This window comes from Massilia sp. UBA6681, from assembly GCF_002454935.1.
GTDB lineage: Bacteria > Pseudomonadota > Gammaproteobacteria > Burkholderiales > Burkholderiaceae_D > Telluria > Telluria varians.
In genome coordinates, this window is record NZ_DKJX01000065.1 from 1 (window position 1) to 23,931 (window position 23,931).

General features: G+C 67.2%; 19 protein-coding genes. 10 read left to right on the plus strand and 9 right to left on the minus strand.

From position 1 onward, the window contains the following. Positions 1-122: 122 nt before the first annotated feature. Genes B2R83_RS10375 through B2R83_RS10385 form a run of 3 tightly spaced genes read right to left on the minus strand, consistent with a single transcriptional unit; the run spans position 123 to position 1,763 of the window. Positions 123-413 carry a hypothetical protein gene (locus tag B2R83_RS10375; protein ID WP_292040810.1) on the minus strand — a complete coding sequence of 97 codons (291 nt, stop codon included), beginning with the start codon at positions 411-413 and terminating at the stop codon, positions 123-125. After that, the gene (locus tag B2R83_RS10380) at positions 410-1,219 is read right to left on the minus strand and encodes a hypothetical protein (RefSeq protein WP_292040811.1); all 810 of its coding nucleotides are present in this window, start codon (positions 1,217-1,219) and stop codon (positions 410-412) included. The genes B2R83_RS10375 and B2R83_RS10380 overlap by 4 nt, the downstream gene beginning before the upstream one ends. A 4-nt stretch (positions 1,220-1,223) precedes the next feature. After that, positions 1,224-1,763: a DUF882 domain-containing protein gene (locus B2R83_RS10385; protein WP_292040813.1), complete on the minus strand. Its 540-nt coding sequence runs from the start codon at positions 1,761-1,763 to the stop codon at positions 1,224-1,226. A 137-nt stretch (positions 1,764-1,900) separates the two neighbouring features. On the opposite strand from B2R83_RS10385, the gene B2R83_RS10390 reads away from it, so the two are divergent. Both B2R83_RS10390 and B2R83_RS10395 read left to right on the plus strand, forming a co-directional pair. Continuing rightward, complete coding sequence (locus B2R83_RS10390; protein ID WP_292040814.1) at positions 1,901-3,064, plus strand: PQQ-dependent sugar dehydrogenase; 1,164 nt, start codon at positions 1,901-1,903, stop codon at positions 3,062-3,064. 127 nt (positions 3,065-3,191) lie between these two features. Then, the gene (locus B2R83_RS10395) at positions 3,192-5,978 is read left to right on the plus strand and encodes a M16 family metallopeptidase (protein WP_292040815.1); all 2,787 of its coding nucleotides are present in this window, start codon (positions 3,192-3,194) and stop codon (positions 5,976-5,978) included. Positions 5,979-6,087: 109 nt separating this feature from the next. Here B2R83_RS10395 and B2R83_RS10400 read toward each other — a convergent pair whose 3' ends face one another. Next, positions 6,088-7,155: a serine hydrolase domain-containing protein gene (locus B2R83_RS10400; RefSeq protein ID WP_292040816.1), complete on the minus strand. Its 1,068-nt coding sequence runs from the start codon at positions 7,153-7,155 to the stop codon at positions 6,088-6,090. A 100-nt stretch (positions 7,156-7,255) separates the two neighbouring features. Between B2R83_RS10400 and B2R83_RS10405 the strand changes: the two genes are divergently transcribed. Further along, positions 7,256-7,846: an isochorismatase family protein gene (locus B2R83_RS10405; protein ID WP_036208516.1), complete on the plus strand. Its 591-nt coding sequence runs from the start codon at positions 7,256-7,258 to the stop codon at positions 7,844-7,846. Positions 7,847-7,858: 12 nt separating this feature from the next. Here B2R83_RS10405 and B2R83_RS10410 read toward each other — a convergent pair whose 3' ends face one another. Further along, a complete protein-coding gene (locus tag B2R83_RS10410) occupies positions 7,859-8,845 on the minus strand; it encodes an LLM class flavin-dependent oxidoreductase (RefSeq protein WP_292040817.1) in 987 nt (328 codons plus the stop codon). A 137-nt stretch (positions 8,846-8,982) separates the two neighbouring features. Between B2R83_RS10410 and B2R83_RS10415 the strand changes: the two genes are divergently transcribed. Beyond that, positions 8,983-10,230, plus strand: coding sequence for a serine hydrolase domain-containing protein (locus B2R83_RS10415; protein ID WP_292040818.1), 1,248 nt, complete (start codon positions 8,983-8,985; stop codon positions 10,228-10,230). A 136-nt stretch (positions 10,231-10,366) separates the two neighbouring features. Further along, positions 10,367-11,119, plus strand: a complete 753-nt coding sequence (locus tag B2R83_RS10420; protein WP_292040821.1) for a hypothetical protein — start codon at positions 10,367-10,369, stop codon at positions 11,117-11,119. Positions 11,120-11,212: 93 nt separating this feature from the next. On the opposite strand, the gene B2R83_RS10425 is transcribed toward B2R83_RS10420, so the two are convergent. Both B2R83_RS10425 and B2R83_RS10430 read right to left on the minus strand, forming a co-directional pair. Next, positions 11,213-12,838, minus strand: coding sequence for a methyl-accepting chemotaxis protein (locus tag B2R83_RS10425; protein ID WP_292040823.1), 1,626 nt, complete (start codon positions 12,836-12,838; stop codon positions 11,213-11,215). Between the two features lie 218 nt (positions 12,839-13,056). Then, positions 13,057-14,646, minus strand: a complete 1,590-nt coding sequence (locus B2R83_RS10430; protein WP_292040825.1) for an FAD-dependent oxidoreductase — start codon at positions 14,644-14,646, stop codon at positions 13,057-13,059. A 233-nt stretch (positions 14,647-14,879) separates the two neighbouring features. Here B2R83_RS10430 and B2R83_RS10435 point away from each other — a divergent pair, with 233 nt between their 5' ends. Then, complete coding sequence (locus B2R83_RS10435) at positions 14,880-16,253, plus strand: HD-GYP domain-containing protein (RefSeq protein ID WP_292040827.1); 1,374 nt, start codon at positions 14,880-14,882, stop codon at positions 16,251-16,253. A 142-nt stretch (positions 16,254-16,395) separates the two neighbouring features. Here B2R83_RS10435 and B2R83_RS10440 read toward each other — a convergent pair whose 3' ends face one another. Further along, positions 16,396-20,886 carry a DUF4214 domain-containing protein gene (locus tag B2R83_RS10440; protein ID WP_292040829.1) on the minus strand — a complete coding sequence of 1,497 codons (4,491 nt, stop codon included), beginning with the start codon at positions 20,884-20,886 and terminating at the stop codon, positions 16,396-16,398. 177 nt (positions 20,887-21,063) lie between these two features. On the opposite strand from B2R83_RS10440, the gene B2R83_RS10445 reads away from it, so the two are divergent. From B2R83_RS10445 to B2R83_RS10460, 4 genes are all read left to right on the plus strand, one after another. Next, positions 21,064-21,609, plus strand: a complete 546-nt coding sequence (locus B2R83_RS10445) for a DUF2058 domain-containing protein (RefSeq protein ID WP_292040831.1) — start codon at positions 21,064-21,066, stop codon at positions 21,607-21,609. A 122-nt stretch (positions 21,610-21,731) separates the two neighbouring features. After that, on the plus strand, positions 21,732-22,700 hold the full coding sequence (locus tag B2R83_RS10450) for a MerR family transcriptional regulator (protein WP_292040833.1): 969 nt from the start codon (positions 21,732-21,734) through the stop codon (positions 22,698-22,700). A 141-nt stretch (positions 22,701-22,841) separates the two neighbouring features. Further along, positions 22,842-23,051: a DUF2945 domain-containing protein gene (locus tag B2R83_RS10455; protein WP_292040835.1), complete on the plus strand. Its 210-nt coding sequence runs from the start codon at positions 22,842-22,844 to the stop codon at positions 23,049-23,051. 67 nt (positions 23,052-23,118) lie between these two features. After that, positions 23,119-23,634, plus strand: coding sequence for a YgjV family protein (locus B2R83_RS10460; protein ID WP_292040837.1), 516 nt, complete (start codon positions 23,119-23,121; stop codon positions 23,632-23,634). A gap of 16 nt (positions 23,635-23,650) precedes the next feature. Here the strand turns inward: B2R83_RS10460 and B2R83_RS10465 are convergent, their stop codons facing one another. After that, positions 23,651-23,902 (minus strand): DUF1059 domain-containing protein, encoded by a 252-nt coding sequence (locus B2R83_RS10465; protein WP_292040839.1) that lies wholly within the window; start codon positions 23,900-23,902, stop codon positions 23,651-23,653. Between the last annotated feature and the right edge of the window lie 29 nt (positions 23,903-23,931).

Below are 23,931 nucleotides of genomic sequence, written 5' to 3' on the forward strand. Positions count from 1 at the left end.
CAGGTGCCGGCGGGAGGCGGGAAAGTCACGCCTGCCAGGCACGAGCTCGGTCAACAAGACGGTTCGGGGCAGGAAGAGAACGCTGCACACTTTTGTGCACGTTTTTGCTAGCAGCAGGGCGCCTAGCCCGGCGGGCGCGTGCGGGTCCTGGTGACGACCCCTGCCGGATTGATGAGCACGACGAACTCACTGAATCGTCCATTCCCTGCAGGCGACTGGTAGACCCAGGTTTCATAGCCGCTGTCGAACACAACGCTTTTCGTCGGGCCGAAAGCCGCCAGCAGTTGCGCCTTGGTGGTCGTTCCCGGAACGACGGCCTGCTGCAGGCGTTCGGCCGCCACCTGGGTGCCGGGCGGCGCCGGCGTGGTGGCGCAGCCGGCCAGCAGGAGCGCCGCGAACAGGGCCCGCTTCATGGCGCATCCTCCATGTACTCGAACTCCACCAGCGTATCGTCCGGCCAGGACTTGTCCCAGATCGGCGCATAGAAGGTGCGGTCCAGCATGACCTGGCAGTCGCAGTACTGCAAGTCGGCCTTGCTCTGCTCCCCACCCGCATACAGCATGTCGAAGGGCAGGGTCTCGACCCGCTCATGTGCCCCATTCACGGCGCGCAGGCGCACCGAAAACACCGGCCGCTCGGCGAAGAACAGGTAATTGCCATTCGGGCTGTTGCACACCTGTTCGGGCGTAGTCAGGGCGTTGGAGATCCAGCCGAACAGCGGAGAGCTGTTGGACACCAGTCCTGCTTCGACACCCACCAGGCATTCCAGGCGCATGTCGCCCAGGCGCCGCGTGCCGGCGGGCAGGCCGGGCGTGACGATCTGCGCGCGCCAGGTCATGCTGGTGGTCTTGCGGTTGGCGACCACGGCCGCGTCCTCGCGCAGCGCGGTCTCGTTACGCGGCAGGACGAAGCTGTTGTCCGGCGCCACCTCGACCGGTACGCTGAGCGTATCGCCCGCGATGCGCAGGCTGATGCCCGTCATGTCGACGGTCGGCAGGCGCGGCAGCAGCTGGAAGCGCAGCGGCGCCGTGGGCGCGAGGGCACGCTCGCGTTCGAAGCGTTCCATGCCCTTGATCATTTTTCTGTAGGATTTATCGACCGGGTCGCGGGTGGATTGCACCTTGACGGTCGCGGGCTGCCCGGCAGCTTGTGCGTGGGCAGCCTGGTGCCCGGCCAGGACGGCCAGGCCGAGGACGACGCGGACCAGGAGCCGCGTCATGGCCTTACCAGTAACGGACGCGGCCGGTGTCCATGTGGACGAACTGCGAGCTGGCGTAGTAGCCGACGCCGCCGCCCTTGAGGGACATGGCCGCCTTGTGCAGCATCTTCAGGTCCTTGCCCGGCAGGCGGATGTCGATCGCCTTGGCATCCATGTGCAGGCTGCGCTTGGCGACGCCACCGCTGGCGGCGTGCAGCTTGGCATTCGACTCCGGCGAGCGGTAGCCGGAAATGATGTGCAGTTCACGGTTGTTCTCCAGCTTGTCGTTGAGCTGAGTGAGCAGCAGCAGGAGTTCCGGGTCCATCTGGGCGACCTTGTTGTTGCGATGGTCGCGCAGCACCTTGTTGATGTCCTTCATCGCATCGGGGATGAACTCGCCCTCGGCCCAGAAGGTGCTCTTCAGCTTTTCGCCGGTATGCGTGTTATACAGACGCAGGACACGTTCGCCGGTGGCGGGTTGTGCCGTTTTGGCAAGAGCTGGGATGCTGAGGGTGGGTGCTGCGAGGAGGAGGGAGGACTTCAGGAATGCGCGGCGTTGCATCATCGTGGGAGATCCTTATGGTGAGTTTCTCTCAAACGTAAATTCTACGCCTCTTGTGTTAAACGTGCAGAGAAAATGCAGGAAAATGCGGTAAAAAGGCCACTTTATTAATGCTTTGACCAATCCCGGGAGATATTTCAATGACGACTTATCAAGGTTGTGCCGTGTCCGTTGCCACCCTGATCACCTTGGCGTGCTCGAGTAGCGTGGCGCAGGAAGTCGAACCGGTGGCGGAGCCGCCGGCCGCCAAGGGCTGGAAAGTCGAGACCGTGGTGGACAGCCTGCCGCAGCCATGGGGCATGGCCTGGCTGGCCGACGGCCGCATGCTGGTCACCGGCAAGAAGGGCACGCTGCACCTGGTGGACGGCAAGCGTGTCCAGGCCATCCCGGTCGAAGGCCTGCCCGCGCTGTTCACGGAAGGGCAGGGCGGCCTGCTTGACATCGCCGTGCACCCGCTCGACAAGGGTCCGAACCCGCGCATCTACATGACCATGGCCAGCGGCACCGCGGACGCGAATTCGACGGCACTGGTGCAGGGTGTCTTCGACGGCAAGCGCGTCCACGCCATCAAGACGGTCTTCAAGGCCTCGCCCACCAAGCGCGGCGGCCAGCACTTCGGCTCGCGCATCGTGTTCCTGAAGGACGGCACGATCCTGATGAGCATCGGCGACGGCGGCAACCCGCCCGCGCGCGTCGGCAACATGCTGGCGCGCGACCAGGCCCAGAACGTGGGCAGCCACAATGGTTCGATCCTGCGCCTGACGAGCGAGGGCCAGGCGGCGCCCAACAATCCGCTGGCCGCGCAGAAGGGCGCGCTGCCCGAGCTGTGGAGCATCGGCCACCGCAACATCCAGGGCATGACCGTCGACCCGCAGGGCCGGGTGTGGGCCAGCGAGCATGGCCCGCGCGGCGGCGACGAGATCAACCTGATCGAAGGAGGCAAGAACTACGGCTGGCCGCTGCAAAGCTATGGCCTGGACTACAAGACGCGCGAACCGATCGGCAAGCGCGTGCTCGCGGGCATGGTGAATCCGCTGGTCGTGTGGACGCCGTCGACCGGGGCCTCGGGACTGACGTGGTATACCGGCTCGGCCTTCCCGGCCTGGCGCGGCAGCCTGTTCTCGGGCGGACTGGCCACCGAGGACATCCGGCGCGTGGCCTTCGATGCCCAGGGCAAGGTGGTCAAGCAGGAGCGCCTGGACATCGGCAAGCGCGTGCGCGACGTGCGCCAGGGGCCGGACGGGCACCTGTACGCGATCACCGACGAGGCCAAGGGCAGCCTGCTGCGGATCGTGCCGCAGTAAACATCCCACAGTGTGATGCACCGCGCATGGATTCCTCCTCCATGCGCAATTAGTTCTTTGTTGCAATAACAAAAGCTGCCTAGAATGCAAGGATCGGCAACCCGCCGTTTCCTTTGGAGGAGTAGCAATGGCAGTATCCGTTCGTCGCACTCTCCAGATGGCCGTCGCGCTCGCGCTGGCCACTGGCGTATCCGCCGCCCAGGCAGCCCCGGCCCCAGGCAAGTCCGCGGCCAGCACGCCCGACATCCCGATCCCCGACATCAAGTACACCAAGTTCACCCTGAAGAACGGGCTGACGGTGTTGGTCCACGAGGACCGCAAGACCCCGGTGGTGGCGATCAACACCTGGTACCACGTCGGGTCCAAGAATGAAAAGCCGGGCAAGACCGGCTTCGCGCACCTGTTCGAACACCTGATGTTCGGCGGCAGCGACAACTTCAAGAAGACCTACCTGAGCGCGCTGCAGGGCATCGGTGCGACCGACCTGAACGGCACCACCAACCAGGACCGCACCAACTACTTCCAGAACGTGCCGACCTCGATGCTGGACTATGCGCTGTTCGCCGAAAGCGACCGCATGGGCCACCTGCTCGGCACCGTCGACAAGAAGACGCTCGACCTGCAGCGCGGCGTCGTGCAGAACGAGAAGCGCCAGCGCGAGAACCAGCCCTACGGCCTGGCCTACGAACTGCTGGTGACCAATACCTACCCGGTCGGCCACCCGTATTCCTGGACCGTGATCGGCAAGATGGAAGACCTGGACGCGGCCTCGATGACCGACGTGCAGGACTGGTTCAAGACCAACTACGGCCCGAACAACACGGTGCTGGTGCTGTCCGGCGACATCAGCCCGGAAGTGGCGCGCCAGAAGGTCGAACAGTACTACGGCCACATTCCGCCGGGCCCGCCGCTGGCCAAGCACCAGGCCTGGATCGCCAAGCGCACCGGCACCCACCGCACGGTGGCGCAGGACCGCGTGACGCAGACGCGCATCTACCGTACCTGGAACGTGCCGGGCGCGCACACGCCGGAAGAAGCGCAGCTCGACCTGGCGGCCCTGGTGCTGGGTGGCGGCAAGACTTCGCGCCTGTACAAGCGCCTGGTCTACAAGGACCAGCTGGCCACCAGCGCATCCGCCAGCGACGACGCCTCGGAAATCGGCGGCCAGTTCGACATTACCCTGACCGCGCGTCCGGGCGCCGACGTGGCGAAGATGGAGCGCATCGCCGACGAGGAACTGCAGGCCCTGATGAAGAACGGTCCGACGGAAAGCGAACTGCGCCTGGCCAAGACCACCATCCTGGCCCAGTACACCCGCATGATCGAGCGGGTCGGCGGCTTCGGCGGCAAGAGCGACCTGCTGGCCTCGTGCCAGACCTATACCGGCAATCCGGACTGCTACAAGGTTTACCTGGAACGCATCAAGGCCGCCACCCCGGCAAGCGTGAAGAAGGCCATGAACGACTGGCTCAGCACCGGCGACTTCGTCCTGCAGGTCGATCCCTACCCGACCGGCCTGGCCGCGGGCGCGCCGGGCGTGGACCGCAGCAAGGAGCCGGCCATCGGCAAGCCGATGGCACTGAAGCTGCCGGAAATGCAGAAGGCCACCCTGTCGAACGGCCTGAAGATCGTGCTGGCAGAGCGCCATGACGCGCCGGTGGTGAACTTCCAGATGCTGGTGGACAGCGGTTATGCCTCGGACGCGGCGGACAAGCCGGGCGTCGCCAGCCTGGCCATGCGCATGCTCGAAGAGGGCACCAAAACCCGCAAGTCGCTCGAGATCGGCGAAGCCTTCGAGAGCCTGGGCACGAACTTCGGCGCCGGCGCCAACCTGGACAGCGGCATCGTGTACATGAACACGCTCAAGGCCACCATGCCGCAGGCGCTGAGCTTGTACGCGGACCTGGTGCTGAATCCGTCCTTCCCGCAGAACGAGTTCGAGCGCCTGCAGAAGGACCGCCTGGCCGCGATCGCACGCGAGAAGACCGTGCCGCAGACGATGGCGATGCGCGTGCTGCCGAGCATCCTGTACGGCCAGGACCACCCGTATGCCAAGCCCTTCACCGGCACCGGCACCGAAGAAGCGGTCAAGCGCATGACCCGCGACGACCTGGTCAAGTACCACGCCACCTGGTTCAAGCCGAACAACGCCACCCTGCTGGTGGTGGGCGACACCACGCTGGCCGAGGTCAAGCCGATGCTGGAGAAAGCCTTCGCCGGTTGGAAGGCGGGCGAGGTGCCGAAGAAGGTGCTGAACGAAGTCGCCGCACCTGGCAAGAACGTGGTCTACCTGGTCGACCGTCCGGGCGCGCTGCAGAGCGTGATCGTCGGCGCCCAGCTGGCCGTGCCGCGCAAGCACGAGGACGCGCTGCCGCTGGAAATCGTCAACCACCTGTTCGGCGGCTCCTTCAATTCGCGCATCAACATGAACCTGCGCGAAGACAAGCACTGGTCCTATGGCGTGCGCAGCTCGCTGCAGCCGGCGATCGGCCAGCGTGCGTTCATGAGCGTCTCGCCGGTGCAGACCGACAAGACCCGTGAAGCGATGCAGGAACTGGTGCGCGAGTACCGCGACATCGCCGGCGGCAAGCCGATCACGGTGGAAGAGCTCAAGGCCGCGGTCGACAACAACACCCTCGGCCTGCCGGGCGGCTTCGAGACGGCCGGCCAGCTGACCAGCGCCTATACCAACATCGTGCAGTACGGCCTGCCGGAAGACTACTACAACACCTACACCCAGAAGGTCTTGTCGCTGTCCCCGGAGCAGGCCAATGCACTAGCGGCGCGCAGCTTCACGCCGGACCGCCTGGTGTGGGTGGTGGTCGGTGACCTGAGCAAGATCGAGCCGGGCATCCGAGCGCTGAACATCGGCGAGGTCCGCAAGATCGATGTGGACGGCAAGCCGATTCAGTAAAGAGCGCCTAACAAAACCCCTAGGGCAAGGCGCAGCGTCGAAGACAGTACGCTAGTACGGCGAGACGCTGCAACGCAGCCATAGGGGGAATTGTTGGGCGCTCTAAGCGTTACATGTCCTGGAACAGCGCAGTGGCGATCCTCGCCTGTTCCGATTGCGGCATGTCGGTATTGTTCAGCAGGACCACGACCCGGCCGTCCGCCGGGTCGTAGGCCAGCAGCGTCTTGTAGGCCCCGATGGCGCCCGCTTCCCACGCAAGGGAGCGGGCGCCGTTTTTCGTGCTCACGGTTTTCACCTTCCCACCCAGCGCATAGTCTTCCGCCGGCACCACCACGGTGGACAGCGCCTTGCGCGCCTTGTCCGACAGCAGCTTGCCGCGGTAGACCGTGTCCGCGATCGCGACCAGGTCGCCCGCGGTGCTGTACAGGGTGCCGCTGGCCGCGATCATCGGCGGCACGGACGAGGTCTTGCGCTGGCCTTCGGCGTTATAGGCGACGGCCATGCCCACCTCGTCCTCGTAGCCGGTGGCGGCGAAACTGGTGTCCTTCACGCCGCTCGGCGCCAGCACCAGTTCCTCCACGGTTTCCGTGAACGGCTCCTTGCGGGCGCGTTCGACGACCGCCGCGACCAGGATCCAGTTGGTGAACGAATAATCCCATTTCTCGCCCGGGGCCGCGCTGGGGGCGCCGGCGCCGAAGCGCAGGGCCGCCTCGACCGGGCCGATCTCGAGCTTTTCGACCGCCCTGTCCTTGCGCAGGGCGTCAAGCAGGCCGTTCGGAATGCCGCTGCGGTTCGACATCAGCTGGCGCAGGGTGACGGCGCCGTTCGCCGCCGGCAGTTCGGGCAGGTGGCGGGAAATCGGCGCATCGAGGTCGAGCGTGCCCATGTCGGCCAGGCGCAGCACGGTGACGGCGGTGATCCATTTCGTCATCGAGCCGACCAGGAAGCGGGTGTCCTTGGTGACGGGCTGCTTTTCTTCGCGCAGGGCCAGCCCGCTGGCATGGACCACCAGGGGCGATGCCGCATCCTTGCGCACGGCGACCACGCCGCTGTAATCCTTGGGGACGTGGCGCGCGATCAGCGGGCCGGTGCTCAGGTTCGCGATGGCGGCGCAGCCGGACAACAGGGCGGCGCCCGCAGCGAGCGATGAAAGGCGGATGAACTGGCGACGTTGCATGCTTTCTCCAGATGGATGGGTTCGGGCCATTGTAGCCCTGTGCGCCGGAGCGGGCGCAATTCAGGAATACTGCGGTGAATACTGCACGCAGGAGGATGCCATGACCGAACAATCCCTGAACCTGGCGCGCACGGCCCTGGTGTTGATCGATTTGCAGAACAGCAATGTCAGGCGCGAGCTGGCCCCTTATACCGCCGAGCAGGCCGTCGGCAATTGCGTGCTGCTGGCGCAGGAAATGCGCAACCGCGGCGCGATGATCGTGTACGTGCGGGTGCTGGTGAACGAATTGCCGTCGCCGCTGGCCGACGCCCCGATGCGCCCGCCCGGCGCCGCCGCGCCGCCCTACGATGCATCGGAGCTGGCGCCGATGGCCGACGTGGAGGCGAGCGATATCGTGGTCATCAAGCGCCAGTGGGGCGCCTTCTACGGCACCGAGCTGGACCAGCTGCTGAGGCGGCGCGCGATCGATACCCTGGTGCTCGGCGGTATTGCGACCAACTTCGGCGTCGAATCGACGGCGCGTGCGGCTTTTGATCGCAATTACAAGCTGGTGTTCGCGGAGGATGCGATGACCAGCATGGAAGCCGAGGCGCACCACTTCGCCTGCAAGCACATCTTCCCGCGCATGGGGAGAGTCAGGTCGACGCGGGCGCTGATCGACATGCTGCAGGCGGGGACGGGCGACGCTTGACGCGCCGTCGGCTCAACCCTTCTTGTTGATCTCGGCCGTGATCTCGTAGGCCCGCAGGCGCGCCGCGTGGTCGAAGACCTGCGAGGTGATCATCAGCTCGTCCGGCTTGGTGCGCGCGATGAAGCTGCGCAGCTGGCTTTCCACCGTGGCCTTTGATCCGATCGCGGTGCAGGACAGCACGCTGTCGAGCATCATGCGCTCGGCCGTGCCCAGGCTTTCCAGGTAGCCCGGCACGGGCGGCTGCAGCTTGGTCGGGCGGCCGCTGCGCAGGTTCACGAAGGCCTGCTGCATCGAGGTGGCCAGCACCTGCGCCTCCGCGTCGGTGTCGGCGGCGAACACGTTAAAGCCGAGCATCACGTAGGGCTTGTCGAGCTGCTTCGACGGCCGGAAGGTCGAACGGTAGATCTCGATGGCCTGCATCATCATCTGCGGCGCGAAGTGCGAGGCGAACGCATAGGGCAGGCCGAGCGCCGCCGCCAGCTGGGCGCCGAACAGGCTGGAGCCGAGGATCCAGACCGGCACGTCCAGGCCCGCGCCCGGCACCGCGCGCACGGACCGGCGCGGCGAGTCGGCAAAATAGTCCATCAGCTCGACGACGTCCTGCGGGAACTCGTCCGCATCCGAGGCCAGGTTGCGGCGCAGGGCGCGCGCGGTGGTGTGGTCCGAGCCGGGCGCGCGGCCCAGGCCGAGGTCGATACGACCCGGATAGAGCGACTCGAGCGTGCCGAACTGCTCGGCGATCACCAGCGGCGAGTGATTCGGCAGCATGATGCCGCCGGCGCCGACGCGGATGGTCCTGGTGCCGGCCGCCACGTGGCCGATCAGCACCGCAGTGGCCGCGCTGGCAATGCCCGGCATGCCGTGGTGTTCGGCCAGCCAGAAACGCCCGTAGCCCCAGCGCTCGCCGTGCTGGGCGAGGTCTAGTGAACGGTGGAAAGAAGTTGCCGCATCGCTGCCTTCAACGATGGGCGAGAGGTCGAGAATCGAAAATGGAATCATCCATTTATCATACGCCGATGTGACATTTGGCGTGCGCGGCCGAATAGAAGTTGCAGCTTGTAAAGATTGACCCGTGGCGAACCCATCCTTATGATCGGACCGAACAACCGAGCCACCCACACCCCAGCCTCTCGCCCATGTCCCGATTCCCGACCTTGCCACGCCGCCGCACGACTCTCCTCACCGCTCTCTGCGTCGCCCTGCTGGGCGCCGGCTGCGCGCAGCTGCCGGGGCAGGGAAGTGCGATGCGGGCTGAAGCGCGGCTGGATGGCTCGCGGCTGGCGGAGATCGACCGCGCTATCCTGGACAACATCGCCGCACGCAAGCTGCCGGGCGCCGTGTTCCACCTGGAGCGCGACGGCGCGGTCTACGAGAAGGCCTACGGCCGTCATACCTATGAGGAAGGCGCCAGCCCCGTCACGCTGGATACCGTGTTCGATGCCGCTTCGCTGAGCAAGGTGCTGTCAACGGCGCCCTCGGTGCTGCTGCTGGCCGAGGAGGGCAAGCTCGACCTCGAAGCGCCGCTGGTGCGCTATTTCCCTGAATGCGCCAACGGCGGCAAGGAAGCGATCACGGTGCGCCAGCTCCTGACCCATTCGTCCGGGCTCCCGGCGGGCCTGCCCGCCAGGCCGGCATGGGAGGGCAAGCAGGCCTCCCTGACGCTGGCCTGCGCCCAGACGCCGACGCATGCGCCGGGGAGCCTGTTCCGCTACTCGGACATCAATTACGTCCTGCTTGGCCACCTGGTCGAGCGTGTTGCCGGCATGCCGCTGGAACGCTTCGCGCAGCAGCGCATTTTCACGCCGCTCGGCATGGCGGATACCGGCTACCTTCCGCTGGCGCGCACCCCGTCGGCGCGCATCGCGCCGACCCAGCGCGGTCCGGACGCGGTGGATGCGTCCTTGCATGCGGACCTGGCTCCGGGCCAGATGCTGGCCGGCGTGGTGCACGACCCGACCGTGCGGCGCATGGGCGGCGTGGGCGGTTCCGCCGGCGTGTTCTCCACCGCGCGCGACGTGGCGCGCTTCGGCCGCATGCTGGTGGGTGGGGGCGAACTCGATGGCGTGCGCGTGTTGAGCAGGGAAAGCGTGCGCCTGTTGACCACCGTGCAGTCGCCGCCCGGGCTGGCCCTGCGCGGCATGGGCATGGACATCGACTCGCCTTACGCGCAGCGCCCGCGCGGCACCGTTTTCCCGGTGGGGTCGTATGGGCATACCGGCTTCACCGGCTGCATCCTGTGGGTCGACCCGCACTCGCGCACCTTCTACGTGCTGCTGTCGAACCGCGTCTATCCGGACGACAAGAGCAACGTGCTGGCGCTGTATACCCAGCTCGGCACGTTGTCGGCCCAGGCTGCCGATGCCGGGGCGCCGGCTCGGCCTTAGATAACCTTCGGTATTTTCCGGGAGGCTACCGTGCGCCTCCCCCACATCGGCGTCTCTACACTCGGAACCCTGAATTCAATATCTTATTGATATTGTTGAGCATTTCAGCCCCGAAGACAAATTGAGGAGATCGACCATGAAACTGAATAAGCTACTGAAAGGCTTGCTGGGCGCTTCCGTTGCCGCTGCCATGTTCGGCGCCACCACCGTCCATGCACAATCGTCGGACGGCACCCAGAATACCCGCGGCGCGGGCACCAGCGGAAGCAGCAGCATGAGCGACCAGAGCAGCGGCACCTCGTCGGCAGCGGCCACCACCGACACCTCGAAACACAAGCGCAGCAAGAAAGGCGCCCACCACAGCAAGAGCGGCAGCAGCAGCGCGGGCCAGACCGGCAGCTCGATGAGCGACCAGAGCGGTTCGTCGGGCAGCAGCGGCGCGATGGGCACCAGCAGCTCGGGCAGCATGAACGATAGCCAGAGCGGCTCCAGCAGCTCTGGCGTCGAGGCCGGCCGCACCAGCACCGGTCGTTCGAGCGAGCCGGAAACCCGCAGCTCGACCAGCGGTTCGTCGGGTTCGGGCAGCTCGATGGGCACCAGCGGTTCGTCGGGCAGCACCGGCACCACCGGCACCAGCTCGATGGGCACCAGCGGCACCACCAGCGGCACCTCCGGCACCACCGGCACCTCCGGCACCGGGACTTCCGGCACCAGTGGCACCAGTGGCACCAGTGGCACCGGCTGGAGCACCGGCGGCACGGGCGGCACCACTGGCGGCACCATTGGTGGCGGTACCGGCGCGGCTACTGGCGGCGCTGCTTCCACCACCAGTGGCTCCAGCACCACCAGCGGCGGCACCGGCGGCGGCACCACCGGCCGCGGCTACTGATCCGCGTCGATTCGCGCAATACGCCTGATGCGGCCCTTGCGGCCGCGCGCGACACCAGCCTGCGGGCTGGTGTCGTCGTTTACACGCGCTGTCTCAGGAGGCGAGGGCGGGCCGTGCCTGCGCCACGCGGCGCGGTTGTGCCGCTACGGCCGGCGCCGCTGCGGCTTCGCGCTCGTCGAGGCGGAAGGTGGACACCAGCTGCGACAGGGCGTGCGCCTGTTCGCGCAGCGCGTCCGATGCGGCGGCCGCTTCCTCGACCAGGGCCGCATTCTCCTGCGTCACCTGGTCCATCTGCGTCACCGCCTGGTTGACCTGCTCGATGCCGAGCGACTGCTCGCCGCTGGCCGCCGCGATCTCCGCCATGATCGTCGACACGCCGGCGATGCCGGCCACGATTTCTTCCATGGTGGCGCCGGCCTGCGCCACCAGGCGGCTGCCTTCCTCGACCTTGCCGGCCGAGTCGCCGATCAGGGTCTTGATCTCCTTGGCCGCGGTGGCCGAGCGCTGCGCCAGCGCGCGCACTTCGGACGCCACCACCGCGAAGCCGCGGCCCTGCTCGCCGGCGCGCGCCGCTTCCACCGCCGCGTTCAGCGCCAGGATATTGGTCTGGAAGGCGATGCCGTCGATGACGCCGACGATCTCGCCGATCTTGTTCGAGGCACTGCTGATGTCGGCCATGGTGCGCACCACTTCGCCCACGGTCGCGCCGCCGCGCGCCGCGCTGGTCGAAGCCGCGCGCGCCAGGGTATTGGCCTGCTGGGCATTGTCGGCGTTCTGGCGCACGGTCGAGGTGAGTTCTTCCATCGAGGCCGCGGTTTCCTCCAGCGAGCTGGCCTGCTCCTCGGTACGCGCCGACAGTTCCAGGTTGCCGCCCGAGATCTGCTGCGAGGCGCTGGCGATGGTGTCGGTGCCGCGCCGTACTTCGCCGACGATGCCGCGCAGGCTGTCGCGCATGTCCTTCAGCGCCGCCATCAGCTGGCCGGTCTCGTTGCGCGCGTCGGCCTCGATGTGGCCGGACAGGTCGCCGCGCGCGACCTGCCGGGCCACGTCCAGCGCCCCCTGCAGCGGGCGCGCGATGGCGCGCATGATCAGGAAGGCGAAGGCGAGTCCGGTGGCGACCGCGGCGCCGCTCAGCGCGAGCTGCAGCGTGCGGCTGGTGTCGACGTAGGCGTCGATGGCTTCGCCCTGGCTGGCCACCGCGCGCTTCTGGTAGGCCACCATGGCTTCCAGGCTGCCCACGTAGTCGTTCACCTTCGGCATCATGTCGGTCTCGAAGAAGCGCGCGGCCGATTCCAGCTGGCCCTCCTTCTTCTGCCTGAAGGCTTCGGCGCGCGCCTTGCGATAAGCTTCGCGGCTGGCGACGATGCGCTCGAACAGGCGCTTGCCTTCCGGATCGTTGGCCATCGCTTCCTGTACGTCCTTCTGCAGCTGGTTGGCGCGCTCGGAAGACTTGTTGACGGCGTCGAGGAAGAACTGTTCCACCGTCGGATCGGTCGCCTTGGCGACAGAAATGGTGCGCGCCGCGTTGACCTCGATGACCGCCTTCCATTCCTGCAGCAGGTTCGACTTGCGGATGCCGTCGCGGGTCAGCTGGTGGGTCATCTCGTTGGCGGTATGGGTGGTGGACAGCGCCACCGCCACCAGCGCCAGCATCAGGGCCAGCACGGCCCCGAAACCCAGGGCCAGCAGGCTGCGGATTTTCATCTTCTCGAGTTTCATGGATAGTCTCATCTCATCAGGCAAGGATAGTGGCATGCGCTGGGCATGCCTGGGCCGCCGGCTGGGACCGGTCTTTACTGATGAGTATCCTGTTTCCGCACGGCATGTAAATGCTTGGGCGGTTTATGCGTGATAAATACAACGCTTCGTTAGCGCGGCGTTAACGACAGTTGGTGGCCGGCCTGTGACAGCCGGTCAACCCTTTGTATTAAAGATATTTAACGCGCACTGCGGCCGTGCGTGCCGGCACGCGTCGAGCGCGGCGGCGGGGTCTGGTCGGCCAGTTCGACCTTTTCCAGCGGTTCGGGCGCCGGTCCGTGCAGCACCTTGCCCTCGATGTCGAAGCGCGAGGCGTGGCAGGGGCAGTCCCAGGAACGCTCGGCCGAGTTCCAGTGCACGGCGCAGCCGAGGTGGGTGCACTTGGCCGAGACCGCGTGCAGGCCACCCTGGGCGTCGCGGTAGACCGCGATCTTGCGCAGGCCGTCGCGCACCACCGCGCCTTCGCCGGCGGCGATTTCCTGGACCGAGTCGACGTCGCCGCCGGTCAGCCATTCGCCGTAGCGCGCCATGGTATTGGCCTGCTCGTGCGCGAAGTCGGTCAGGCCGTGCACTGGTTTACGCGAAGGGTCGTAGAGCGCGGTCCACGGATTCTCGCGGCCGCCGATCAGGTCGGTGACGAGCATGGCGCCGATGGTGCAGTGGGTCATGCCGTTGCCGGAGTCGCCCGTGATCAGGTAGACGTTGTCGTCGTCCATCGGGTTGCGGCCGAGGTAGGCCAGGCCGTCGGACGGCTCCATCACCTCGCCCGACCAGCGGTAGGCGACCGCCTGCGCCATCGGGAAGTGCTCGCGGGTCCAGCGTTCGATCTCGTCGTAGCGATGCTCGGGATGGTCGTCCTGGCCGGTCTTGTGGTCGGCGCCGCCGACCACCAGGATGTCGTGGTCCGCCGCCGCATCCGGGGTTTCCAGGCGCACGTAGTAGTACGGGTCGCCGGTGTCCCACAGCAGGATGCGCGGCAGCGCGCCGCGCGGCACCCGCATGCCGACCACGTAGGTGCGGTAGCCGGCCTGCTTGGTGTGCATCACCACGCGGTCGTTGAAGGGCGTGTGGGTGGCCAGCACCACGTGGCGGGCGCGGATCTCGCCGTGGTCGGTGGAGACAGTCTGCTGCTCCTGGTCGCCGCGCACGCGGTGCGCGTGGGTGGAACCGTGGATCCGGCCGCCGAGGCGCTCGATGGCCCGCGCCAGGCCGGCCAGGTATTTGAGCGGGTGGAACTGGGCCTGGTTGGCGTAACGTACGGCGGGGCCGGTATCGAAAGGCAGGCAGGGCACGCCGGGCAGGAATTCCGTCGCCACGCCGGCGCGCCGGGCGCTCTGGTATTCCTTTTCGAGGTCCTTGAAGCCGTTGCCGGGCAGGGCGTACAGGTAGCCGTCGAGGCGCTCGAATTCGCAGTCGATGTTCTCCTGCACAGTGATCGATTCGACCAGGTCGATGGCGCTGGCATGGCTGTCCGCCACCAGGCGCGCCTTGGCGGCGCCGAACTTGTCTTCGATGTAGGTGTACCACTCGTCCGGCGGGAACAGGTGGGCGGTGGTGCGCCCGGTCTCGCCGGCGCCGATGCCGAGGGCATCGATCACCGCGACGCTGCGGCCCTCCCTGGCGAGCAGGTAGGCGGTGCTGAGGCCGGCGATGCCGGCGCCGATCACGCAGACCTCGGTATCGAGGTCACCGGACAGGGGAGGGCAGGCCGGGACTTCGGCGGTGTCGAGCCAGACCGATACCGAAGCGCCGTTGGTGGAAGCAGTCATGTCGCATCCTTTCTGAGCAGGGGCGCCGCAGGAAGGCATAACGGCGGCGCGCGTCGATCAATCCGGGAACAGTCTACTGTGCCGTGCAAAAGCTCGTAGCACGATGGCAGACCCCCGGGCCTTGCATTGCCGTCCTATTCATCGGTAACACCGCCGAATTCTCGTGGCAAACGTCTTTATGTGGCGTAGAATCAATTTTGATTGCCAAGAAGAATCTAGTTCCGGAGCCGACCATGGACCTCACCCTCCCGCCCGAAGTGCGCGCGCCGAGCGCCATGAAACTGTCCGAACTGATCGGCTCGCTGAGCTATGCGCTCGACATCACCGAAGGCCAGCCGCCGGGCCATTGTGTGCGCGTATGCTGGATCGGCATGCACATCGGCCGCGCCGCCGGCCTGCCCGAGAAGCAGCTGTGGGAGCTCTACTACACCCTGCTGCTGAAAGACCTCGGCTGCAGCAGCAATGCAGCGCGCATCTGTGAGCTCTACCTGACCGACGACCTGGATTTCAAGCGCGACTTCAAGCTTGTGGGCGACAGCCTGCCGCAAGTGCTGTCCTTCGTGCTGAGCCATACGGGCCTGAAGGCGGGCCTGGCCGAGCGCTTCCGCAGCGTGATGACGATCCTGCGCGACGGTCCCGCGATTGCCCAGGACCTGATTGCCACCCGCTGCCAGCGCGGCGCGGAAATCGCGCGGCTGCTGCGCTTTCCCACCGGCGTCTCGTGCGGCATCTACTCGCTCGACGAACACTTCGACGGCAAGGGCAAGCCCGATCGCCTGGCGGGCGAAGCGATTTCCGTGTACGCGCGCATCGCGCTGCTGGCCCAGGTGATCGACGTATTCCACACGGCCGCGGGCCGCGACCAGGCGTTGCGCGAAGCACGCGGCCGTGCCGGCAGCTGGTTCGATCCTCGCCTGGTACGCGCCTTCGAGGAGGTGGCGGCTGACCCGAGGTTCTGGCAGGTGCTGGCCTCGCAGGAGGTCGACCGGGCCGTGTTCGCGCTCGAACCGGCGGGACGCGAAGTTGCGCTCGACGACGACTACCTGGACGACATCGCGACCGCCTTCGGCCAGGTCGTGGACGCCAAGAGCCCGTACACGAGCGGGCACAGCGCGCGGGTGGCGCTCTACACCGATATGATCGCCGAATCGCTTGGCTTGAGCAGCCAGCGCCGCCGCTGGCTCAAGCGTGGCGCGCTGCTGCACGACGTTGGCAAGCTGGGCGTCAGCAACAGCGTGCTGGACAAGGCCGGCACGCTCGACCGCGACGAATGGGCGGCGGTGCGCCAGCATGCCGCCTATACCGAGACCATCCTCGGCCGCATCGGCGCGTTTTCCGAACTGGCTGCCATCGCCGGCGCCCACCACGAGCGCCTGGACGGCACCGGATATCCGCGCGGTTTGAAGGAAGACGCAATCCCGATCGAAACCCGCATCATCACCACCGCCGACATCTTCGATGCGATCACGGCGGAACGCCCCTACCGCGGCGCGATCCCGCTGGAGCAGGCGCTGGGCATGATGGAAAAGACGGTGGGCAGTGCGCTCGATCCGGCCTGCTTTGCCGCCCTGAAGAGCGCCATTGCGCGCACGCCTTTCCCGCTTTAGATCCATCAGCCTTGCTGATAGATGACCCGATCGGCGGCAACGTCGGCCGCCCCAGCAGCTTCTCGCTGCTGCCTTCCGAACTGGTGGGCTCGATCGTCGTGCGGAAAAGCCTGTGCAACACCAGCGCAACACATGCATATCCTCAAGCGCCGAAGGGCTGGTAGGCCACTCCGTTGGCGATCAGCTCGGCCACCGCCGCGCGGTTCTCGGCGCTCTCGCTGAACTGGGCCAGCAGCGATGGCACATCGACCAATTTCCTGTCGAGGGCATTGAGCCAGAACTCGTAACCGGCCTGCTCCGGATCGCGATCGAGGATGTTGCGGTACAGCCTGGTGACCAGCTCGGCATTGCTCGGCGCTGCCCCATACAGCTGGACGAATTCCTGCGAGCGCACGAAGTTGTCGGCAATCTCGGTCAGGCTGCTGCCGCGGTCCATCGCCGCAATCCAGAATCCCAGTCCGCCTTCGTCGGCCGAGCGGTCGAAGGCGGCGCGGTAGATGCGGTAGGCCTGGCCGGCGATGCCGTCCGGCCCGGTGTCGAGGGCGAGGGCGCCGTCGGCGAATACCAGGCGCTCGATGCCGAGCAGGCGGTCCCTGCCTTCGTTGACGCCGGGGCGCAGGTCGGACACGACCATGTCCTGGGCGTCCGGCGACAGGCGTTCCACCTTGTACTGGCTGCGCGTGCCGCCGAACAGCGCGGCGTCGATACCGTCGCCGCCGTCGAGCACGTCATAGCCGCCGCCCCCGTTCAGCACGTCGTTGCCGGCGCCGCCGCGTAGCATGTCCTCGTGCATGGTGCCGGTCAAGCGATCGGCACCATCGCCGCCCCGGGTGCTCTGTCCGAGAGTGCCGCCTTGCGGATCGAAATTGAACACGATGTTCTCGCGCGTCAGCGCGGACTTGGCGACGTCGCGCAGGGTCAGCACGTCCTGGAAGGAAGATGCGCCGTCCGTGCCCGCGCGGACCTGCAGGACGGTGTCGGCGCCGCGCTGCACGAATTGCAGGCTGCCGCCCGGTGCGAACGGATTGCCGGACGGGATCGCGACCAGCTGGTCGACCCGGAGCAAGTCGCCTTCGGCGCCGGCCGCGAAATCGGTGATCGTCACCGAGGCGCCGGTCGCGGCCCGGGACAGCTCATAGGAGTCGCGCCCGCTGCCCCCGGTCAGCTGCAGGGTGGCCGTCGAGGCGCCGTCCAGCGCGAGGAAGAAGGCGTCGCCGCCCTCGCCGCCATCGAAGCGGCCGCCGCCTGCGATGAACAGCAGGTCGTTCCCGGCCTCGCCGAACACCTGGTCGCTGCCGTTCCCGCCGGTATGGATCTGGTCGTCGCCGTCGCCGCCGCGCAGGATGTTGTTCCCGAAACGGTCTTCCATGGTGTCGTTGCCGGCGCCGCCGAGCAGTTCGTCGTCGCCCGCTTCGCCGTTCAGGACGTCGTTGCCGCTGCCGCCTTCGAGGCGGTCGCTGCCGTCGCCCCCGAACAGGTAATCGTTGCCCCCGTCGCCATGCAGCTGGTCGGCGCCGCCACCGCCGAACAACTGGTCGTCGCCGTCGCCGCCGCGCAGGATGTCGTCGAGCGCCCCGCCCGCCAGCACGTCGCCGGCCGCGGTCCCGCTCAACACCAGGCCGGGTCCGGCGGAGTCAAGCACGGGACGGGCAGCGTCAGTGAAATTCGCGGCCGTGAAGTCGGCCACGCGGCGGTTCTCGAACACCACCCGGCTTGCCCAGGCCTGGGGGCCGGCGGCGCCGTCCGCATCGAACTGGAGCACGACGTGGCTGCCCTCCTGGACCAGGCGCGCATGGCCGGAGGCGCCAAAGGGATTGCTGCTGCGATCGCCGTTGTAGAACGAGTACAGGTCCACCACGTCGCCGCCGGCGCCGGTCTGGAAGTCGGTGATCGTGAGGAGCGGCCACTTGCTGCCGCCCCAGACGAACCCGTAAGTGTCGATGCCGGCGCCGCCGCTCACCTGCAGCGGACGGCCATCGACGGCGAGCGAGCGGACAATCAGCCGGTCGTTGCCGCCGCCCATGTCGACTAGCAGCGGCGCCCCGTTGGCGGGGCTGCCGGAGGCGTCGACCGTTACTTCGTCATCACCCAGGCCGCCCAGCACGGTCCGGACCGCGCTGCCGGCCAGCAGCCGGTCATTGCCGTCGCCCCCGTCGAGGGTGCTTCCTGCCGGCCGGTCCAGCAGGGGCCGCATGCCGTCCAGCAGGTCGTCGCCGTCGCCGCCGCTCAGGTAGTCGTCGCCGGCGGCGTCGCTCAGGCTGTCGTTGCCGGCGCCGCCCTCGAGCCGATCGTCGCCGGCGCCGCCTTCCAGCACGTCGTCGCCCGCCTCACCATACAGCAGGTCGTCGCCGCTGCCGCCGAGCAGACGGTCGTTGCCGCCGCCGCCGCGCAGCGTATCCCTGCCGTCGCCGCCGAAGATCTCGTCGCCGATGCCGGGCGTGCTCTCGTCGCCCCCGATCAGCAGGTCGTCGCCGGCGCCGCCATCGATGCGGTCGGCGCCGTCGCCGCCGTCGATGACGTCGTCGAGCGCGCCGCCGAACAGGACGTCGGCGCCCGCGGTGCCGGTCAGGTTCAGGCCCCTGGTGCCGCCCTGCGGATCGAATCCTCCCGTGAAGCTGGCGGAAGTCAGGGAAGCGAGCGATACATTGGCGAGCGTGAGCGCCAGCCGGGGGGCCTCGGGGCCGGCGGCGCCATCGCGGTCGACATGGATGGTGACATCGGCGCCTTGTTGCGCCGCCTTCAGGTAGCCGGCCTGGAACGGATTGCCGCTGAAATTCTGGGGCAGCAATTTGCGCAGGTCGAGCTGGTCGCCCGCGCCGAAATCCAGGATCCTCACCGCCGCGCCCTGCGAGAAGTAGCCGAACTCGAAGATGTCGGCGCCTTCTCCGCCGCTGGCGAGCACGTCGATCGGCTGGCCTGCTTCCCTGATGACGATGGTGTCGTTGCCGGCATCGCCGGACAGGGTGACGGTGTGGCCGGCGCTGGCGTAGCTCGGCATCTCGAGCACCAGGGTATCGTCGCCGGCCCCCCCGAACAGGCGGTCGTTGCCGCGTCCGCCGCTGACCAGGAGATCCTTGCCCGCGCCGCCTTCGAGCAGGGCATTGCCGAAGCTGCCGGCCGACAACTGGTCGTTGCCTTCTCCGCCGCGCAGGATGTCTTCGCCGCCGCCGCTGCTCAAGCTGTCGTCGCCATCGCCGCCCTCGAGCAGGTCGTTGCCCTCGCCGCCGGACAGCTTGTCGTCGCCGCCGAGCCCGCGCAGGGTATCGTCGAAGGAGGTGCCGGCCATGATGTCCGCGCCGGCCGTCCCGCTCCAGACCAGACCGATTGTCCCGCCGAGCGGATTGTAGCCATCGACGAAATTGGCCTGAACCAGCTGCGCGGGCGTGACGCCGGCCAGCGTCACCACGGTGAGATAACTGCCGCTCGTCTCGTGGCGTAGCTGAAGCAGGGTGTCGGCGCCCGACGCCAGCAGGCGGAGACTGCCGTCATCGAAGGGGTTGCGGGTCGCGTAGCGGGCGGCGATCGCCCTGAGGTCGATCAGGTCGCCGCCGGCGCCGGGCGTGAAATCCGTGATGGTGACGTCGGGGATGCGGTCATGCGAAGCGCCGCTCAGGATGAAGATGTCGCTGCCGGCGCCACCGGAGACCGTGCTGGTTCCGGTATGCGTGCCGGACAGGGCCAGGGTGATCTTGTCCGTGCCGTCGCCGCCGTTGATGCGGGTCGCTCCATTCGTGCCGAAGCGGTAGTCGACGGTGATCGAATCGTCTCCCGCACCGCCGATGAACTCGCTGCCGGCGTTGCCGACCAGCCGGTCGTTGCCGGCGCCGCCATCGAGCAGGTCGGCGCCAGCTGCCAGGTCGCTGAGCAGGTAGTCGTTGCCTTCTCCGCCGCGCAGAATGTTGTTGCCGGTGTTCCCGGACAGTCTGTCGTCGCCGTCCCCACCCTCGAGCAGGTCGTCGCCTTCTCCTCCTGCCAGGCGGTCGTCGCCGGCGTCGCCGTACAGCTGGTCGTTGCCGCCACGACCGTCGAGTGTGTCGTCGCCTTCGCCTCCCCACAGCTTGTCGTCGCCGGCGCCGCCGTCGATCCGGTCCAAACCCGCGCCGCCGTACAGCATGTCGTTGCCGTCATAGCCATTGAGCGTGTCATCGCCGGCGCCGCCGTCGATGGTGTCGTCCAGCTTGCTGCCGTGCAAGGTGTCGCCCTCGTCCGTGCCTGCCAGGTTCAACGCGACCGGGCTGAAGTAAAAGAATGATCTGAACAAGGGCGTGCCGTCGCCGGCCAGGTTGCCGGAAAGGTCAGCGACGGCGCCGGGGCTGAACGCGACCTCGTAGTAGCGGCCGTAGGGCAGCCCAGGCGGCAGCTGGATGCCGATGGTGGCTCCCGCATGGGTGACCGCGGGATTGCCGACCAGGGCAATCGTGACGATGTGCTGGCCGTTGCTGCTGAGTGTCACGCTGGCATCCGGCGCCAGCTTGATGGCTTCGCTGAAGGTGTAGTTCAGCAGACCATTTACCGGAGCGCCGTTCTCCGGCGTCGGCAACAGCGTGGGCGCGGTGGTGTCGGCCGTGTCGGCGGCGCTGCCCGACATCGTTCCGGTATGAAGGAGTGCGGACGGGCGGGCGAATGGACGCATGGCTCGAAAAATGAATGTGAAGCGGTAAATATGGACGAGTTGACAGTGCCTGTCCATACCACATGCATAAGTCCTGCGGCCGGATAGGCTTCCGTTGTTTCCCCGGTTTGCTATGCTAGCGGCTTCGCCTGGCGGCGCCGTGCCGCCCGGCCACCCATGCAATCAAGGAGCAGAACGATGGTCTCGCTGCAGGAGCAGTTGCTGAAAGCCGGCCTGGTGGACAAGAAGAAGGTCCAGAAGGTCAACCAGGACAAGAGCAAGCAGAAAAAGATCGAGCGCCGTACCGGCCTTGAATCGGTCAACGAAGCGCGTGAGGCGGCGCTGGAAATGCAGCGCAAGAATGCCGAACGGGCGCGCGAGCTGAATGCCCAGCGCGACGCCGAGGCCGCGCAGAAGGCGGTGAAGGCGCAGATCGCCCAGCTGGTGGAGCAGAACCGCCAGCCGCGCGCCAAGAACGGCAAGGGCGACATCGCCTACAACTTCACGCACGGCAGCAAGATCGAGCGCATCTACGTCTCCGAACAGGTGCAACAGCACCTGGTGGCGGGCCGGCTGGTGATCGTGTTCCTGAAGGGGAACTACGAACTGGTGCCGAAGGTGATCGGTGAAAAGATCGCCGAGCGCGACCCGGGCAGCGTCATCCAGGTCAAGCAGGCTGCTACCCAGGTGGAGGAGGACGATCCCTACGCGGACTTCAAGATTCCGGACGACTTCACCTGGTAAGCGCCGTGAATCGCTATTGAACAGCTATATTTGACGATTTTGAGTTAAACTGACAACGTCTCGTATTTGTAGCGGGATACTCATCAGATCACTGTTCAACGGCGGGTCGTATGAACGACAGAATGCATCAAGAGCGGGGCGAGGGTCGCGAAGTCACCTATCGCAGCGGGGTTGCGGCGCGCCTGGCGGGCTTGCCCGTGGAGACGCTGCGCGTCTGGGAACGGCGCTATGCGCTGTCGGACACCCAGCGCTCGGCGCACGGCCAGCGCCTCTACACGGCCGAGCAGGTAAGGCGCCTCGGCCTGCTAAAGCAACTGGTCGACCTGGGACACCCGATCGGCGTCCTGACCGGGCTGCCGGTCGAGCGCCTGGAAGAGATGATCGCCCCGAACGCGGCGCGTGCGGCCGAAGTCAGCGGTCCGATGCGCACGCTGGTGGTCGGCGAGAGCCTGGTGCGCCGCATCGCCGCCAGCGGCCGCGACGGACGCGCGCTGCAGGTGCAGCGCCACTGCGCCCGGCTCGACCAGGTGCCCTCGCTGGGAGACGGCATGGCGCTGGACGTGCTGCTGATCGAAGCCTCTGAACTCGACGAAGCCTCGGTGGCGCAGGTGGCGGCGGCACGCGACATCACCCGTCCGCAAGCGACCGTGGTGCTGTACCGCTTCTGCGGCAGCGCCACCATCCGCGCACTGCGCGCCCAGGGCTGCCTGGTGGCGCGCGTGCCGGCCGAGATCGGCGAGCTGGTGCTGCTGTGCCGTTCCGCGCTGGCGGGGCAGGGCCTGCCGGCGTCCGAACCCGCGGGCGAACCGGTGGCGCCGCGCCGCTTCGACGACCAGGCGCTGGCGGCCATCACGGCGGCCGGCAACCGCCTGTCCTGCGAATGCCCGCGCCACCTGTCGGACATCCTGATGATGGTCGGCAGCTTCGAGCGCTACAGCGCGCAATGCGCCGCCCGCAACCAGGAGGACGCACGCCTGCACCGCGAACTCGAGCTGGCCTCGGGCCGCGCCCGCATGGTGCTGGAAACGGCGATGGAAAGGCTGGCGCTGGCGGAAGGCTTGCCCATGCCGGGCAAGCGCAAGCAGGCCTGAATCCGCTGCGCAAGCTTTTGCAGCCGTAAGGTGCGGGAGGATGGCGGCGATCCGTGTTCCAATACGGATCGCGGGTCATGCCCGTCCTGGTGCGGTGCATTGCCGGGACATGGCTGGCCCTTCCGTTCAAAGGAGCCCAGCATGGCAGACGCGTTCAAAGCCGGCGACAAGGTGCAATGGCAATCGTCGCAAGGGACGGTGCACGGCACCGTCAAGAAGAAACTGACATTCCCCACCGAGATCAAGGGCCACCACGTGGCCGCCTCGCGCGAGCACCCCGAATACCTGGTCGTCAGCGACAAGACCGGCGCCGAGGCGGCGCACAAGGCGGAGGCGCTCAAGAAGGCTTGAAGCCCGGGCGGCGCGTCCGGCAGGAGTGGATCGGGCGGCTATAATCGTCCTTTTCCTGTCCTGTTCGATGACGATCGATTGGTTCTCTCCGGCGCAGTGCGTCGGCTACGCTGCGTTCGCCCTCGGCGTCGCTTCCTTCCTGCAGAGGAACGACCGCCGCTTCAAGATCTTCATGGCGGCCGAGTGCCTCGCCTACATCGTCCATTTCGCGCTGCTCGGCAGGCCGACGGCGGTCGCCAGTTCGACCATGTCGCTGCTGCGCTCGGTGCTCTCGCTGTACACGCGCTCGATCTGGGTGGCCCTGTTCGTCGTCGCCGCCAACCTGGCCCTGGGCCAGTCGCTGGCCACGCGCCCCAGCGACTGGCTGCCGCTGGGGGCCTCCTGCATCGGCACCCTGGCCCTGTTCCTGCTGGAAGGCGTGCGCATGCGCCTGGCGATGCTGTGCGGGACCGTGCTGTGGATCGTGAACAACGTGATCGCCGGTTCGGTCGGCGGCACGGCGCTGGAAGTGGTGATCGCCGCGGTGAACATCATGACGATCCGGCGCATGCTGCGCGAGGCGCAGGCAGCGCCGGACGCCTGAACGATGGCGCCGCCGTTCAGTGCGGCGGCGAGCTGCTTGCCCCGGCGCTGCCCATTTGACCGCTCATGGGAAGCTGTTCGGGCGGCGTGCCGTCCTTGAACAACTGGCGCAGTTGCTGGCGCAGCTCGGGCGTATCGCTGTGGTGGTGCACGGACACCGCGTGTTGCACCGCGGCCTGCAGCAGCTCGTCCTCGCTGTCGGCCGAGATGGCGACCGAACACTGCATGTCGCTCGGGAACTCCCGGCAATCGATGAATTTGCGTGTCATGATCGACTCCTGTCGTAAGAATGAGCGCG

Bases quoted from the DNA above. Each gene is read 5' to 3' on its own strand.
- B2R83_RS10375 (WP_292040810.1), bottom strand. From the start codon at position 413: ATGAAGCGGGCCCTGTTCGCGGCGCTCCTGCTGGCCGGCTGCGCCACC.
- B2R83_RS10380 (WP_292040811.1), bottom strand. From the start codon at position 1,219: ATGACGCGGCTCCTGGTCCGCGTCGTCCTCGGCCTGGCCGTCCTGGCC.
- B2R83_RS10385 (WP_292040813.1), bottom strand. From the start codon at position 1,763: ATGATGCAACGCCGCGCATTCCTGAAGTCCTCCCTCCTCCTCGCAGCA.
- B2R83_RS10390 (WP_292040814.1), top strand. From the start codon at position 1,901: ATGACGACTTATCAAGGTTGTGCCGTGTCCGTTGCCACCCTGATCACC.
- B2R83_RS10395 (WP_292040815.1), top strand. From the start codon at position 3,192: ATGGCAGTATCCGTTCGTCGCACTCTCCAGATGGCCGTCGCGCTCGCG.
- B2R83_RS10400 (WP_292040816.1), bottom strand. From the start codon at position 7,155: ATGCAACGTCGCCAGTTCATCCGCCTTTCATCGCTCGCTGCGGGCGCC.
- B2R83_RS10405 (WP_036208516.1), top strand. From the start codon at position 7,256: ATGACCGAACAATCCCTGAACCTGGCGCGCACGGCCCTGGTGTTGATC.
- B2R83_RS10410 (WP_292040817.1), bottom strand. From the start codon at position 8,845: ATGATTCCATTTTCGATTCTCGACCTCTCGCCCATCGTTGAAGGCAGC.
- B2R83_RS10415 (WP_292040818.1), top strand. From the start codon at position 8,983: ATGTCCCGATTCCCGACCTTGCCACGCCGCCGCACGACTCTCCTCACC.
- B2R83_RS10420 (WP_292040821.1), top strand. From the start codon at position 10,367: ATGAAACTGAATAAGCTACTGAAAGGCTTGCTGGGCGCTTCCGTTGCC.
- B2R83_RS10425 (WP_292040823.1), bottom strand. From the start codon at position 12,838: ATGAAACTCGAGAAGATGAAAATCCGCAGCCTGCTGGCCCTGGGTTTC.
- B2R83_RS10430 (WP_292040825.1), bottom strand. From the start codon at position 14,646: ATGACTGCTTCCACCAACGGCGCTTCGGTATCGGTCTGGCTCGACACC.
- B2R83_RS10435 (WP_292040827.1), top strand. From the start codon at position 14,880: ATGGACCTCACCCTCCCGCCCGAAGTGCGCGCGCCGAGCGCCATGAAA.
- B2R83_RS10440 (WP_292040829.1), bottom strand. From the start codon at position 20,886: ATGCGTCCATTCGCCCGCCCGTCCGCACTCCTTCATACCGGAACGATG.
- B2R83_RS10445 (WP_292040831.1), top strand. From the start codon at position 21,064: ATGGTCTCGCTGCAGGAGCAGTTGCTGAAAGCCGGCCTGGTGGACAAG.
- B2R83_RS10450 (WP_292040833.1), top strand. From the start codon at position 21,732: ATGCATCAAGAGCGGGGCGAGGGTCGCGAAGTCACCTATCGCAGCGGG.
- B2R83_RS10455 (WP_292040835.1), top strand. From the start codon at position 22,842: ATGGCAGACGCGTTCAAAGCCGGCGACAAGGTGCAATGGCAATCGTCG.
- B2R83_RS10460 (WP_292040837.1), top strand. From the start codon at position 23,119: ATGACGATCGATTGGTTCTCTCCGGCGCAGTGCGTCGGCTACGCTGCG.
- B2R83_RS10465 (WP_292040839.1), bottom strand. From the start codon at position 23,902: ATGACACGCAAATTCATCGATTGCCGGGAGTTCCCGAGCGACATGCAG.